The sequence below is a fragment of the Ferroacidibacillus organovorans genome (assembly GCF_001516615.1).
GTDB lineage: Bacteria > Bacillota > Bacilli > Alicyclobacillales > SLC66 > Ferroacidibacillus > Ferroacidibacillus ferrooxidans_B.
The window spans coordinates 1-14,008 of record NZ_LPVJ01000065.1 but is presented as its reverse complement, the minus strand read 5'-3'; the positions used below and the strand labels follow the sequence as shown (position 1 = coordinate 14,008).

The 14,008-nt window shown below is 54.0% G+C and carries 13 protein-coding genes and 3 pseudogenes; 10 read left to right on the top strand and 6 right to left on the bottom strand.

Features of this window, described 5'->3' with window-relative positions; translation table 11 throughout:
* Positions 1–1,152: MFS transporter (locus tag ATW55_RS13800; RefSeq protein WP_153005171.1), on the top strand; the 1,152-nt coding region annotated here is incomplete at its 5' end.
* 240 nt (positions 1,153–1,392) lie between these two features.
* Entirely contained in the window at positions 1,393–1,845 is a 453-nt protein-coding gene (locus tag ATW55_RS13795) for a hypothetical protein (RefSeq protein ID WP_067719095.1), read from the top strand.
* Positions 1,846–1,927: 82 nt separating this feature from the next.
* Here the strand turns inward: ATW55_RS13795 and thiE are convergent.
* Together thiE and thiD are read right to left on the bottom strand one after the other, a co-directional pair.
* A pseudogene (gene thiE, locus ATW55_RS13790) lies at positions 1,928–2,574 on the bottom strand (thiamine phosphate synthase).
* Positions 2,575–2,632: 58 nt separating this feature from the next.
* Positions 2,633–3,502, bottom strand: a complete 870-nt coding sequence (gene thiD, locus ATW55_RS13785) for a bifunctional hydroxymethylpyrimidine kinase/phosphomethylpyrimidine kinase (protein ID WP_067719092.1) — start codon at positions 3,500–3,502, stop codon at positions 2,633–2,635.
* Between the two features lie 188 nt (positions 3,503–3,690).
* Here thiD and ATW55_RS13780 point away from each other — a divergent pair, with 188 nt between their 5' ends.
* From ATW55_RS13780 to ATW55_RS13755, 6 genes are all read left to right on the top strand, one after another.
* Positions 3,691–4,389, top strand: coding sequence for a thiamine phosphate synthase (locus tag ATW55_RS13780; RefSeq protein ID WP_067719087.1), 699 nt, complete (start codon positions 3,691–3,693; stop codon positions 4,387–4,389).
* Complete coding sequence (gene thiO, locus ATW55_RS13775; RefSeq protein ID WP_067719084.1) at positions 4,373–5,476, top strand: glycine oxidase ThiO; 1,104 nt, start codon at positions 4,373–4,375, stop codon at positions 5,474–5,476. The genes ATW55_RS13780 and thiO overlap by 17 nt, the downstream gene beginning before the upstream one ends.
* A gap of 12 nt (positions 5,477–5,488) precedes the next feature.
* Entirely contained in the window at positions 5,489–5,689 is a 201-nt protein-coding gene (gene thiS / locus ATW55_RS13770; RefSeq protein ID WP_067719080.1) for a sulfur carrier protein ThiS, read from the top strand.
* Between the two features lie 146 nt (positions 5,690–5,835).
* A complete protein-coding gene (locus ATW55_RS13765) occupies positions 5,836–6,615 on the top strand; it encodes a thiazole synthase (RefSeq protein ID WP_231877730.1) in 780 nt (259 codons plus the stop codon).
* Positions 6,616–6,663: 48 nt separating this feature from the next.
* Positions 6,664–7,443 (top strand): DODA-type extradiol aromatic ring-opening family dioxygenase, encoded by a 780-nt coding sequence (locus tag ATW55_RS13760; RefSeq protein ID WP_067719072.1) that lies wholly within the window; start codon positions 6,664–6,666, stop codon positions 7,441–7,443.
* A gap of 313 nt (positions 7,444–7,756) precedes the next feature.
* Complete coding sequence (locus tag ATW55_RS13755; protein ID WP_067719069.1) at positions 7,757–10,573, top strand: hypothetical protein; 2,817 nt, start codon at positions 7,757–7,759, stop codon at positions 10,571–10,573.
* A gap of 122 nt (positions 10,574–10,695) precedes the next feature.
* Here ATW55_RS13755 and ATW55_RS17390 read toward each other — a convergent pair whose 3' ends face one another.
* The 3 genes and pseudogenes from ATW55_RS17390 to ATW55_RS13750 form a co-directional block, all read right to left on the bottom strand.
* Positions 10,696–10,866: a catalase-related domain-containing protein gene (locus ATW55_RS17390; RefSeq protein ID WP_160327258.1), complete on the bottom strand. Its 171-nt coding sequence runs from the start codon at positions 10,864–10,866 to the stop codon at positions 10,696–10,698.
* A 231-nt stretch (positions 10,867–11,097) separates the two neighbouring features.
* A pseudogene (locus ATW55_RS17385) lies at positions 11,098–11,179 on the bottom strand (catalase); the annotation flags it as partial.
* A gap of 11 nt (positions 11,180–11,190) precedes the next feature.
* Positions 11,191–11,409 carry a hypothetical protein gene (locus tag ATW55_RS13750; protein WP_067719065.1) on the bottom strand — a complete coding sequence of 73 codons (219 nt, stop codon included), beginning with the start codon at positions 11,407–11,409 and terminating at the stop codon, positions 11,191–11,193.
* A 265-nt stretch (positions 11,410–11,674) separates the two neighbouring features.
* Here ATW55_RS13750 and ATW55_RS13745 point away from each other — a divergent pair, with 265 nt between their 5' ends.
* A complete protein-coding gene (locus ATW55_RS13745) occupies positions 11,675–13,135 on the top strand; it encodes a class I SAM-dependent methyltransferase (RefSeq protein ID WP_067719061.1) in 1,461 nt (486 codons plus the stop codon).
* Between the two features lie 243 nt (positions 13,136–13,378).
* On the opposite strand, the gene ATW55_RS16905 is transcribed toward ATW55_RS13745, so the two are convergent.
* A complete protein-coding gene (locus ATW55_RS16905) occupies positions 13,379–13,627 on the bottom strand; it encodes a hypothetical protein (RefSeq protein WP_067719058.1) in 249 nt (82 codons plus the stop codon).
* On the opposite strand from ATW55_RS16905, the pseudogene ATW55_RS13735 reads away from it, so the two are divergent.
* Positions 13,601–14,008: pseudogene (locus ATW55_RS13735) on the top strand (RNA-guided endonuclease InsQ/TnpB family protein); the annotation flags it as partial. The gene ATW55_RS16905 and the pseudogene ATW55_RS13735 overlap by 27 nt on opposite strands.

Genomic DNA, 14,008 nt, shown 5'->3' with positions numbered 1-14,008 from the left:
GGCGACCTCGACGAAGCAGGAATTCAACGTCAAAGCTACCTATGCGTAGATTTGAGTAAGTTTGAAAGAACGGCGCTTGAATCCGCGCCTCTGCTGCTGATTGGGAAGCCCGCAGGGGTGTGGGTGGATCGCTTGAGCCGCAAGAAAACGATGCTCACCGCAGATTTGGGACGGGCGTTCCTCATGGGGGTGATCCCTATTGCCGCGCTGCTGCACGTGGCGATGATGCCCGTTGTGATGGTCGTGGCGCTTGGCGTCGGCGTGTTGACAGTTTTCTTTGGCGCCGCCTACACCGGAGCGATGCCGAGTGTCGTGCCGGCAATCCATCTGGGGCGAGCGAACGCGTATTTTGAAGCGATCGAAAGCGTCGCCTATGTCATCGGGCCGCCTCTCGCCGGCGTGTTGACCCATGCGATCGGGCCAACCGGAACGCTTGGCATCGACGCGTTAACCTTTGTAGCATCTGCACTCGCCATCAAACGTTTGCCAGACCGGCGCGAAGATGTGGAATCCCCCTCTGCACCGCGACGGTTCATCGTAGAGCTTCGTGAAGGGATGCACACAGTGTTCCGTGATCGCGCGCTCACATTCGTCACGCTTCTGTGGGGGTTCAACCGATTTGCGTTTATGGCGCTGATTCCCGCGCTCACGTTTTTTGTCATCCGGACGCTCGGCGATCACGCCATGCAAGTCGGGTGGGCGGTTAGCGTCTACGCGATCGGTTCTTTTATCGGCACGCTGCTCTCCTCGCGCATCCCGACCCGCGGTATCGCGATCGCGGCAGTGGGCGGTCAACTTGTCATGGGTATCGCCGCGCTGTTTGTGGCGATGAGCAAAACGGTGGTGCCGCTTGATGCAGCATCTGCACTGCTCGGGGTGGGGGAGGGTGTGACGCTCATCGGCTACCTGACCTTGCGCGTAAGCCGTGTGCCAGAAGAAAGGCTTGGTCGCGTGTACGCGGTGACATCAACGCTGACGCAGGGGATGGGTGCGGTCGGTTTTCTCCTGATCGGCGGGACGTTAAGTCTGTGGGGAGGCAGGGCAACCTGGTTGGCGATGGCTGTCGCGACGCTTGTGAGCGTGCCTGCTCTGTACGTAGCATACGGCGGCGGTGATTCCCGCCAAGAACTGTGGGAATCGAGGAAAAAGTGATACTGTTTCTGTGGTATTTCGTACGGAAGCAGCGGAACATGGATATGATGATGTCTGAATTATGACGATATTATTTGTCTACTTATAATTTTATTGGTAATCTGGAATGAGTATGAGCGCGACCGTTGCCACAGTACAATGGACTGGTTCAGGGCAACCCTCCCCTTATTATGCAGAGGGAAATTTTTATGTAGCAAATTCATGAGCTAATAAAATACACTCGTTAAGGGGTAGTGAGAGATGAGAATCGCAAAGAGGTCAAAAATAGCCGGTTTAGTTGCATTACCTATCGTGTCATTGACTTTGTTTGGTTTTGCCAATCCAACCTTTTTAGGCATAACAATGAATGGCACTCAGGTACCGCAGTCCTCGGTGCCTTTAACAAAATCGCAATTGTTGCAAATGGAGTATTCTCTTACTGACATACTCATGCCTTCCGGAGACTTTGTAAGAACGCATTCCTTGGGGAACTTTCCAACAAACGAAATCGCTTATTCCCGTAAACAAGCTTTAACAAATCCTCAAATCCAGGAGATCATTCTTCCATACGGGATTTTTGTTAAAACCACAGCCGCTGCGGAAAAAGCACAACAACTTGCTGATTCCCATTGGGTCAATGATCATCATTATCAGCCGGGTGACGCAGCTCTGATCCAACAAGCCTTATCTCAACAAGGAACGCTGAGCAAGTAGACTGCGCCAACGACGAGTAAAGCGCCCCCTTCCCCTTTTGTCAAAACCCAGTTTTTAAACTCATCGATAACCAAAGTGGCTGCTAACCGTTGCCGTCTACGCCGCCGATCTGCGCGAAGTATTGCGCGGCGCGCCGCGGATCGGGCGCGTGCATGATCGCGGATACGACGGCGACGCCCGCCGCCCCCGATGCAAAAACGGCCGCTGCGTTCGCAGGTGTGATGCCCCCGATCCCGACGACAGGAATCGATACTGCGCGCGCGATCGCTTCGAGTCCAGCGAGCCCGGTGCTTCGCGCGTCAGATTTCGTGGAAGTCGGATACACCGCGCCGACGCGAGGTAGTCCGCGCCCTGCGCCTCAGCGCGCAGTGCCTCGTCAAGCGTTGCGGCAGACACCCCGATGAGCATGTTTGGCAGCAGTTTCCGCACGGCGTCGCAGGGGAGATCCTCCTGACCGATGTGTACGCCGTCCGCCTCGACGAGTTGCGCGACGTCAACGCGGTCGTTGACGATAAGCTGCACCCCCGCCTCGCGCGTGAGCGCCCGCACGGCGTGCCCGAGCGCGACAAAATCCCGGCCGCGCGCGTTTTTGCGCCGGAGCTGGATCGTGCCCACCCCGCCCCTGATCGCCTCATGCAGGGTGTGGAGCAGCACCTTCTCTTCGCTTGTCTCATCCGTCACAAGATAGAGTCGCAGCGCCTCACGCAGCGCGCCGTCCGAACGGTTCATGCGGGTTCATCCTCCTTAATAGTGAGCACTCGGCTCATCGATTCCTGTGCGGTCGCTGCTATAGATCGTAGTCTTTTCCTGCCGTGAATCCTCGTCTCCACTCGACAGACGCCGTGTGATCAATCGGCCCGTGTCCCGCGCCGATGTCCCACTGCGCGGCCGCTACGATGGCGTCATAGACATACCGCTTGGCCGTGCCGATCGCCTCGAGCTCGCTCATTTCGAGCGCCAAACATGCGGCGATCGCCGAGGAGAAGGTGCACCCCGTGCCGTGCGTCTTCGTTGACGGCACACGGCGTGTGGCAAACGTCGTAAATGCTCTTCCGTCATACACAAGATCGCGCGCGCTGTCTTCGCGGGAGTCACCCCACGCGGCGTGTCCGCCTTTGATGATCACGATGCGCGGTCCGCGTCTTTTCAACTGGATGGCCGCCTCTTTGGCATCTTCGATCGTGCGAATGGAGAAGTTACAGAGCACCTCTGCCTCGGGCACGTTTGGCGTGAGCACCGCCGCGAGGGGGAGGATCTCTGCGAGCAGCGCGTCCGTGCTGTCCGCAGTAAGCAAAGGCGCGCCGCCTTTGGCCACCATGACAGGATCGACGACCACGTTCTTGAGGTCTGCGCGCTGCAGTTCACGCGCCACCGTTTTTATCGTGGCAACGTTCGACAGCATTCCCACTTTGATGGAATGAGGTCGGATGTCTTCAAACACGGACTGCATCTGCCGCGAGATCACGTCAGTCGGCACGTCGTGAATCGCCTGCACGCCGCGCGTGTTCTGCGCGGTGACGGCGGTCACGCACGATGCGCCAAAGACGCCAAACGCGGTGAAGGTCTTTAGGTCAGCCTGAATACCGGCGCCGCCGCCCGAGTCGGATCCGGCGATCGTCAGCGCGCGCGCCACGCTGTGGTCTGCTCGAAGGTGCATCAAAGCTCACTCCATCTCTTGATGATCCGAAATGATTCCTCCCATGGATCGTATCACAAATGAAACGATCGCGTAGGGCTTTCTCTCATGCTATAGTAGAGGTAGTTTGTGATTGCTGGGTTCAAAGTGGAGACCCGCCGCAGCCCTTCTTGGGTGCGGCCTTTTTACGTTTGAGAGGAGTCTTTTGATTGCGCGCAGTTCTACACATCATCAGTGACCAACAGCGTCACGCGCTCGCGCTTGAAGATGCACTGCTAGAGAGCGCTCAGGGAGGCGCCGATTTTCTGCAGATTCGTCAGAAAAAGGCGCCCGCCGCAGAGACGCACGACCTGGTGCGATCGCTCCAGTCGCGGCTCGCCGAGTGCGCGGCGCAGGCGCGCATTCTGATCAATGACCGCGTCGACATTGCGCTGGCGACAGACGCAGCGGGGGTGCACCTCGCCGCAAAATCGCTGCCGATCGAAGCGGCGGTCATGCTGCGCGAGAGGTGCAGATGGCAAGGGCTTATCGGCTGTTCGGTGCACGCGCTTGACGAGGCGCTCGCGGCACAGGCGCAAGGCGTTGACTACGTGACGTACGGGCACGTTTTTTCGACACAATCGCACCCGGGTATCGCGCCGCGCGGTGTGACTGGGCTCGCTGAGATCGTCGAGCGCTTGCGCATTCCCGTCATCGCCATCGGCGGTATCACCGCCGAGAATGTGGACGCTGTACTGCAAACAGGATGCAGTGGGATCGCCGTCATCGGCGCGATCCTTGAGCGGCGCGATCCGCGCGCCGCGACGGCAGCGTTGATCGAGCGCATGGAGCGCTGCGCGGTGCGTCCGCGCGCGGCGTTTTCGCGACAGATCGACACGAGGGGGAGCAAAAATGGAAAAGACGTATGATGTCATCGTGATCGGCGGCGGGGTGATCGGTTCGATCATCGCGTGGCGGCTCGGCCAGGCGGGTGCAGATGTGCTGCTGCTTGAAAAGGGCGCGCTTGGTGAAGACGGCGCGTCAGGTGCTGCCGCTGGCATGCTTGGTGCGCAGTTTGAGATGGAGGAGCCAGGGCCTGCGTATGACGTAGCGATAAAAAGCCGGGCGCTCTACCCCGCCCTCGCAGACGAACTGTTCGAGGAAACAGGGATTTCGATCCAACTGTCGCAAAGGGGAACGCTTCGCCTCGCGCACAGTGAAAAAGAGGTTGCGCAGCTAAAGAAGCGCGCCGCCTGGCAGATCGCGCTTGGTGACCGTGCGGAGTGGCTCTCATCCGACGAGGTGAAACGGCGCGAACCCCTGCTCGCAAATGCATATGGCGCGCTCGATCTGCCGGATGACCGAAACGTTGCGGCGCCCATGGTTCATCAGGCGCTTGCCGCCGCCGCACGCAAGCGAACAGAGGTGCGCGAGGGGACGGCTGTGTACCGCTGTGATGTTGTCGATCAAGCGGTGACCGTGACGACGTCTGCCGGTCGCTTTCAGGCGAAGCGCGTCGTGCTCGCTACTGGCGCGTGGACTGGCCAGATCGCTGGACTTCCGCGCGTGAAAAATGAGATCGCACCCGTGAAGGGGCAGATCTTCGCGCTGCGTCCGCGCAGCGCGCACCGCCTGACTCACACGGTCTTTGCGTCGACGGTCTACCTTGTGCCAAAGCAAGATGGACGGATCGTCGTCGGCGCGTCAGAAGAGCACGGTGCGGGGTTCAACCGGGATGTCACGCCAGAGGCGCTTGCGTCACTCTTTGGCGCGCTAAAGGCGGTGGCGCCTGATCTGGCAACGGCATCCTTTGAGTCAGCGTGGGTGGGCTTTCGCCCTGGCTCGGCGGATGCGAAACCGCAGCTCGGTCCTCATCCCGAGACGGACCGTGTGATCTATGCGACAGGACATTTTCGCAATGGCATTTTGCTTGCGCCAATCACTGGGAGATGGATCTCCGAGTATCTTCTCGGGCGCGCGGATGTCACCGCGTTTGCGCCATTTTTGCCAAGGTAAGGAGGTTTTTTCATGAAGATTACGGTCAACGGCCATGTGCGCGAATGTGTGCTGGAGACGGGCGGGCAGCTCCTTGATGAATTGAAGATTGATGAACCGTTCATCGCGATTGAGCGAAACGGGGATGTGCTCACGCGCCAGGCGTTCTCCGCCTGCACGCTTGAGGACGGCGACGTACTTGAGATCATTCGCTTTGTCGGCGGCGGCTGTTAAGCGGCGGCGGTTGCTGAAGGACGGCTAAAGCGCTCGATGCGTGCGCCCGCACAGCTTGCTGAAACACGAGCAGGGCGCATGAGTGAAAGGACTGCGATGAACACGATTGCATGTAAAAAAGAACGATGATGAATGGGGGATTTTCAATGAATGATCAATTGACGATTGCGGGCCGTACGTTTCGCTCGCGGTTGATGGTGGGGACGGGAAAGTATGAGACATTTGCGCAGATGCGCGACGCGCTCGACGCGTCGGGGGCAGAAGTGGTCACGGTGGCGGTGCGCCGCGTCAACCTCGATCAGCGCGAGGAGTCGCTGCTCTCCTTCATTGATCTTGACCGCTACTTTCTCTTGCCAAATACGGCAGGGTGCCAAACTGCGGAAGAGGCGGTGCGCACGGCAAGGCTCGCGCGCGCGGCGGGACTCTCGAATTGGGTGAAGCTTGAAGTGATTCCGGCGGACGGAACGCTTCTGCCCGACCCGATCGCGACGATTGAAGCGGCGCAGATTCTCGTGGCCGAAGGATTCGTCGTGCTGCCTTACACGACGGATGACCATACGGTGGCAAAGCGATTGCTTGACGCGGGGTGCGCCACGATCATGCCGTTTGGCTCGGCCATCGGCACGGGCATGGGTCTGACCTCACCTGAACGGCTGCGCAGAATCATGGATGTCGTCGGCGGTCGCGTGCCGGTCGTCGTGGATGCGGGCATTGGCGCGCCGTCTGACGCGGCGCTCGCGATGGAACTCGGGGCGGACGCGGTGCTCGTCAATACGGCGCTCGCGAAGGCAGAAAGGCCGGTTGCCATGGCGAAGGCGATGGGGTTGGCGGTTGAGGCGGGGAGGATCGCGTACAACGCGGGACGGATGGTCAAATCGGCGGTGGCGTCGCCGAGCAGTCCGGTGGCAGGACTTCTCACGAAGTGATATAATAAAAGCAGATATAAAAAAGTAAGTTATTTGGGAGGTGTCACGATGCTACCGGCTTGGTTTGTGGCGCACGGTTCGCCGATGGTGGCGATCGAAGAGAGTGAGTATGCGGCGTTTCTTGAGACGCTCGGGCGAAGCATCCCCCGACCGCGCGCGATCGTTGTGTTTTCAGCGCACTGGGAGAGCGCGGTACAGCAGGTGAGCGGCGTGGTCGACCCCACGATGATCTACGACTTTGGCGGATTTCCTGAGCCGCTCTATCGCGTGCAGTACAAAGCCAAGGGAGATCCTGCGCTCGCGGAGGAGATCGCAAATCGCCTGCGCGCGCGTGACATCCCTGTGAATGTGGATACGGCGCGTGGGTTGGATCACGGGGTGTGGACCATTCTTCATCGCATTTATCCGCAGGCGGACATCCCGGTGATTGCGATGTCGGTCAACCCGAACGCGACGCCGGAGTCGCAGTACGCGATTGGACAGGCGCTCGCGTCTCTTCGCCAGGAGGATGTGCTCTTTATTGGAAGTGGCGTGACGGTGCACAACTTTCAGTTGATTCCGCATCGCAACAACCCGGAAGTGCGTGCGATGACGGCAGCGTTTGAGGTGTGGGTTGAGGAAAAACTGGCAGCGTGGGACGTGAACGCGCTTTTCGCGTATGAAAAGGAAGCGCCAAACGCCGAACTCGCCGTCCCGACAAACGGCAAGGAGCATTTTGTGCCACTGTTTTACGCGATGGGGACGGCGGATGACGCGCGCTCGGTGAAGACGCTTCATCGAAGCTGGCTGTTTGGCGTGATGACCAACACGGTATATCAATTTGGTTGACTTGATGAAGTAGAGAAATTTATAGTATTTTGCACGGATTCATACAGATGCAGATGGTCAGGTTGGCCTCTGGCTGCCGCAACGCGCAACGATTCACGCGCTTCCTTTGCGGCAATCGGGGTCATTTTTTTGTATGACTAAAATCTATCGAAACTCGAAATTTAATTGTATAATAAATTATGGTTTATACGGGAATAACCTCCACTAGAGAACTCCTGTTGAAAAGTGGTTTATCAAAAAATAAGAGTGTATACGAGGAGCGGTCAATCTGCGTTCATCACGATTTCTCATCTTAGGCACTGTGATCACCCTCATGAGCACACTTGCCCCGCTCGCCGATGTTCAGGCAGCTCAAATGATTTATTCACCTTTAAATCGAGGACAACTCGCGGCCGATCTCATGCAGGCTTTTGCATTGCCGAAAAGCACGACAGGGCCAATGTTTCGCGATGTGTATGTTAACACCCCAAATCGAGTGGCCATCGAAACGGTCGCGGGTGATGGGATTCTCTCAGGTACGTCACTCTTTTCTTTTTCCCCCAACCAGATTGCAACGAGGCTCGATCTTGCCAAGGCATTGGTTGCTGAATTGGGACTTGCCGATGTTGCGAACCTGATGAATTCTCAAAAGCCGCTTTTATCGGATGTTAGTACGATTCCTAGAAAAGATTGGGGTATCGTAGACCTGGCATTACAGTTAAACTTGCTTTCGCCGAACGCAAAAAATGCTTTTCTACCCTTTGCATCGATTACACAGACGAGTTTTTCGAAGGCTGTGAACCATGAAAAAAATGTTTCAGCGCATGCGATTGCAATGATGGCAAACGCTGTTGCAAATAGTGTCTGGATCGGTTTCCCTTATACCGAGAATGCGAGCCAGCAGGTCAATATCGGTACTAAAATTCCGCAGATTGCGTATCAAGTTCAAAATGGTGAACTTGTGCTTCCGGGGTCTGCGACATTGGTTGCGAGTTCAGGAACTATCGGCTCGAACGGTTCCTACACCGCACCCAATTCGCCTGGGATCGATACGGTCACAGCAGAGGTTGTAGGGACATCGGTGACACAGTCGATGAATTTTCAGGTGTATGACCCACAGTCTCTGTCATTTTCAAAAAGTATGCCTGCAGTCATGGGATTGGGCAGTACCTATACGCTTTTTGGAAACGTGCTTTCACCCAATCCATCCAATCTATCGAGTTTCACCGTTGATCCCGCGGATTCAGGGCGTTCGCTTACGCTTGCGGTCACGGACCCATCCGGAAACACAGTGACATTCCAGGCGGCAGATCAAGCGGGAATAGCGTCATTTCAGTGGACACCTACAGCAGTTGGGGATTATACGTTTACTTTGAGTAGTCCGGGAATGTCGAGCGTGTCAAGCAGTGTTCAAGTGATTGCACCCGTCACTGGATCGAGTCTCGCGATTCAGAATACGAGTATCTCAGCAAATCAATCGACACCCGTTTCATTGTCTTTAAATCCTGGAACGTCGAGCATGTTGCCGGCTGTATTCCCGATTTATCTGCAGGTCAGTGGCAGTGGATCGCTGGAGAATGTGGTCTCATCAGTCTATACAGCAGCCGCTGAACAACCGGGCGGCACAGTGGTAGGAAATCTCGTCGGCGGAACCGCGCCGGGGGTAGCGACGGTGACGGCGTCATCGCCGGGAAACGTTATTCAATCCGTTTACACTTCTGCGAATGTCCAATGGCTAGGAACCATTCAGGCGATCGCGCCATCACAGTCTGGAGTGGCGGGGGCAACCGTAACCGTCTCGGCCAAACTCACCTTGGCTAACGGTAACCCGGCTCCATCGGGTGTAACCGTCTCATTTACACCGATTACCCCAGACGGGGAGATGGGACTTTTATCGACCAAGTGTGAGGTTAATTCAGCGACAGCTACTACCAACGCGCAGGGCGTTGCTGTGGCCCAATTACCCGATCAGTACATGGCTGGAACCTATTCTCTTAGTGTGACGGCGAATGGTTATTCATCGGCAAACACTAGCTATTCGATGCGTCCTGGACGGCCAGTAAGGCTTGATGCGGTGGTTTCGCCTTCGCCGTTTGTCGCTGCAGGCAAAACCGTACAGGTGATGGCAGCGGCTGTGGATGCATTTGGAAATCCAATACCAACCATCACGTTGCCTGTGAACGTAATCTTTCAAGGCAAGGATGGTACCTTTAAACAAACGGTAACAAAGATTACTGGTCGCTCATCGATTGGAAACTTTACGGCGGGTTCAACTGTGGGTTCTGATCAAGTGACGATTACGAGCCACATGTTTCCGGGGCAGCGCGTGACGCTTCCGATCAAGGTTCTTACGAATCCTGCTCAGATATTAGCGGGCAAAGGGACATGGGCTACGTATGGAACGTACGCGGCGCTTGGTGCCAAAGGCATGATTTCTGCCATGAAAAAAGAGAGAATCACGCATCTCTACTTGGAAACGGCGGTCAGTGGTGATGGGTTTTATGGTCAACTTCCTCTCGATCGTATCGTTAATATGGCGCATCAAGCGGGTATTGCAGTTATCAATTGGACGAGCCCTTCTCTGCAAAACTTGCAAGTCGACGAGGCAAATGCGCAAGCGGCCATGGCGTATCAGACACGAATGGGTTCGTCGACCGACGGATACACGGGAGATTTTGAAGGGAATTTATCCGCCCAAGCCATGGGATCCTATTCGAAATTTATTCGCCATTTGATTGGACCAAACATGCCGTACGTCGCGACCATTTTTCCGCCGCAAGATCAGAGAGGGACGCCTCTTGGCGTCTTGGCGAACTACGTTACGGCGTTTGCGCCGATGGATTACTGGCATGGTCTTGAACAAAATTATACATTTAGCCAGGTTTACCACTACGTGACGAATTCCATTCATCTCATCCGCGCGGTCGCACCACACACGCCGATTGAGGTCATTGCAGAATCGTACGACATGTGGTCGAATTCTGGATCTGGCGCTTACAGTCCCACCGGGTTAGAGGAAGAGGCTGCTATCCAGGCGGCGTCTGACGCGGGGGCGTTAGGGATCTCCTTCTACGATTTGCATACGCTCACTCCAAATCAAGCGGCTGTGATCGCGGGGATGTCCTATCCAGCCAATTCACTTCTCAGGTAGGGAAGAGAAACTAGGAAATGAGTCTACATCACAAGTTAAAAAGGTGATCTCATAGGAGATCACCTTTTGGTATCGGCGATGCGTTTGCCAGCCTTTCTTTCGCGCACAGGCCATCCTCTGGGTCACACAGTTTGAACAGTTCGATCAAAACAATACTTGATGTGCGCATCACACGGTGCGATGGCCGCTACAAGGTTTTGAATCAGTTCATCACGCTCCCACGCTTTAAAGGCTCCATACGTTTCTCCTGCCTGTTTAAAATTTTTGGTGATCTCAATCGGTTTTTGAACCAAGATTCTATCAATCTGCGGGGGGATGCCTGTCCGAGCTGCTCAGATTCGCGCAAACCGTTTATCGACGACGGCTCATAGTTGATGAGTGCATCGCGGTCGACTGACCAATCGACAAAATAAGTCATCTGTCCGTCCTGTTGGTTAGTTGCAATACGTTTTTATTTTTGTGGCGTTCACGGGAAGCTTATGGTAATTTGTGTCCGCGCTGTTTGCCTGGAATATTCGTGACAGAGTAGGCGTGCACCAGATCGGAGAATTTCATTTCGTCCCGGATGAAAAAGACTTTTAGATTGCTCCCCACGAGATCCCAGTTCCATCTTCAGTTTAAAAATAAACAAACAATACCACATGGTAGTTTTCAAGCGTGGCTGGCCCAAGATCTTCCACAGTGATCATGTTTAGGTTGAAAAGGACAGGGGGGACCTGAACCGTTGTCAGCAAATCGGTGGATTCACCGCGACCGATAGGCATAATATCCGATTCTCCAACCAGATCGATGGCCGTGCCCTCGACAGGGACTTCGTGATTCTTCTGATTGGACATCATCTATTTCCTTGGCATTCATATCCAGGTATCGACCGTAGCATTCCAGGATGTGTGGAGTACATTCAGATTGCGTGATATAAAAGATGCGGTGGCGCCGAATGATAGCGAAAATTGAGATATAATGTGAGTACGTACATAGTGGATAACTCAGTTAACTTGGTGGTGAATTCGGAATGTAAGAATGGAAATGTTTTCTAAATAAATATCGTTTTGACGTAGTTTCTGTTGGCGCTCCAGAACTTTGAAGGGGATGATTCTCAATATGATCGTTCATAAAATCCAGAATTTCATGAATGCTGGTCTACTCGTAAGCCCATGGCTAGCTGGTGTGGGCAAACGGTCGCGATTTGATGATGACATCTTTGAATATCTAGATGGCCAAGCCCAATCAATTATTGATATGCAATGGACAGAACAAATGCAAACAATGGCATTCGGTGAAAATTTGCCAATTCCTGACCGAATTCCTCGAACGGCCCTGTACGAAATCGCGGCGTCAACCGCTGTCTGGATCGCTCATGAGGAGACCGGAACGCCCGAAGTCACATTTGAATTTGCTGACCAAGCATTGCAGCGCATGCGCTCATACTATCAAACACATGGGTTGCCAGCTCTTGTTGAAGTTTACGTGATTGCGACTCGATACGAAAACTACCAAGCGATCGCTTACTATCGGGATATGCCAGAACGGCAATTCATTTTAGGTCATCTCCATCGTCCGTGGGTCGATTATTCACTTCAGGACGAATTGGTCATCGGTGTTTTGACGGGCAATATGTCTATACGAATGGATGGCGAACGGCGTGTTGTATCTTTGACAAATCAGGGCCATGCCAATCTGATTGAAATCACGGCCGCACTTGAGCAATCAGGTTATCTTGATCAGCGTGTTCGAATTCTGCACGTGTCGAGATTTAACTCGGCGATTGTACTGGAAGAAACTGTGCATAAAATGGCACCGGACTGGATTCCACAAAGGGCAGCATTTGTGAACTGGTCTGGCATTGAACCAGGAATGCGCGTACTGGAAATCGGGTGTGGAGATGGATTGCTGACGATTGATGGAGGGTTGGCGGATCGTATCGGGCCAATGGGAAGTCTTATCGCCGTGGATCCGTCTATGGGGATGTTGTCGAGGGCGAGACTGAAACTGCAAGAAAGCACTCGTAAATGGGTGCAATTTATGAAGGCTGGCGCGGAAGCTCTCCCGTTTGAGAGTGGATCGTTTGATGCTGTTGTTGGTGCTGCCTTTTTGCATCTGACGGATATTCCTAAGGCGCTTAAAGAAGTGAGGCGCGTTACGCGCGATGGAGGAATCGTCAGTGCTTTTAACATACTCCCGATCGAAATGGACGCACCGTTTTTCGCGGACTGGATGGCTCCTTTGATCGACCTGGCGAAGCAAAATGGTCGCAAGGAACCGAAAAACTTTTTCATTTCCGCGATCTCTATAGAACAAGAGTTTGCCAAAGCTGGAATTCGTGTTGAAAAAACAGAAATGCTCGCATCCCGTTTTTTATACTGGTGGCCAAGGGAGAATGTGAATGTGGCTGTTCGGGGTTTGGGTTGGGCGCAGGAAGAACTTGCGACGATTCCCTGGGCTGCACGGGAGGAGTTAATCGATCTTCTCGAAGAACATGGAGAGGACGTCTGTCGACGATATTCTCAAGAGAATCGGGTACTTCGGTTTCCTATGCAGATGATCAGAGGAGTGATCGATTAAGGGAATGAGCGAGCTCATTCATCTATCGTCAACATGTATCTTTGATCCTGATAGTCAAAGGATCATACGTCGAGGAAAGATCTATCGACTGACTGATGTTCAGAATCGGATACTTGGTTTTTTGATTGAATGGAGCAGTATCATTTTAGTGAAGTCAACAAACTCGTAATTCTGGACAAAATGATAAAAAAGGAAGAAGGAATCCAGATGCGAGTGTACGACAAAGAATTCAAAGAAGAAGCATTAAAATTGTCTTATATGCGAAAACCAAGCGATTGTCGGCGTGGATTTGGGTGTCAATCGATTAGCCACCTTGTCTGACGGAACCTTCGTGACAGGCGCAAAGCCGCACAGAATACTCTTGAATCGTTTGCGTCGTTTGTCACGTTCTTTGTCTCGTAAGCAAAAAGGCTCAAAAATAGAGCAAAAACCAAGCTCAAACTTGCGAAGCTCCATGCGAAGGTAGCCAATATCCGCAACGACGAACTGCACAAACTCACCACCAGACTAGTAAGTCAATACGGTGTGATCGTCATTGAGGATTTGAACGTCAACGGTATGATGGCGAATCATCGCTTGGCAAGAGCGGTCGGAGATATGGGCTTTCACGAGTTTCGGCGGCAGTTGGTGTATAAGACGGCGATGCGTGGTGGTGACCTCATCGTAGCGGACAGGTGGTTTGCATCAAGTAAAATTTGCTCGAAGTGTTGGACAAAACAAGAAAGCATGCCGCTATCGATACGCGAATGGACATGTTTGGAATGCGGTACTCATCATGACCGCGACCTGAACGCGGCGAAGAATTTGATGAAATTGGCCGTGAGTTCCACGGTGATAGCCTGTGGAGAGGACGTAAGACCTGCTCATACAGAG

Coding starts and splice junctions, on each gene's coding strand:
- thiD (WP_067719092.1), bottom strand. CDS start 3,502: ATGCACCTTCGAGCAGACCACAGCGTGGCGCGCGCGCTGACGATCGCC.
- ATW55_RS13765 (WP_231877730.1), top strand. CDS start 5,836: ATGAATGATCAATTGACGATTGCGGGCCGTACGTTTCGCTCGCGGTTG.
- ATW55_RS13755 (WP_067719069.1), top strand. CDS start 7,757: ATGAGCACACTTGCCCCGCTCGCCGATGTTCAGGCAGCTCAAATGATT.
- thiS (WP_067719080.1), top strand. CDS start 5,489: ATGAAGATTACGGTCAACGGCCATGTGCGCGAATGTGTGCTGGAGACG.
- ATW55_RS13760 (WP_067719072.1), top strand. CDS start 6,664: ATGCTACCGGCTTGGTTTGTGGCGCACGGTTCGCCGATGGTGGCGATC.
- ATW55_RS13795 (WP_067719095.1), top strand. CDS start 1,393: ATGAGAATCGCAAAGAGGTCAAAAATAGCCGGTTTAGTTGCATTACCT.
- ATW55_RS13745 (WP_067719061.1), top strand. CDS start 11,675: ATGATCGTTCATAAAATCCAGAATTTCATGAATGCTGGTCTACTCGTA.
- thiO (WP_067719084.1), top strand. CDS start 4,373: ATGGAAAAGACGTATGATGTCATCGTGATCGGCGGCGGGGTGATCGGT.
- ATW55_RS13750 (WP_067719065.1), bottom strand. CDS start 11,409: ATGTCCAATCAGAAGAATCACGAAGTCCCTGTCGAGGGCACGGCCATC.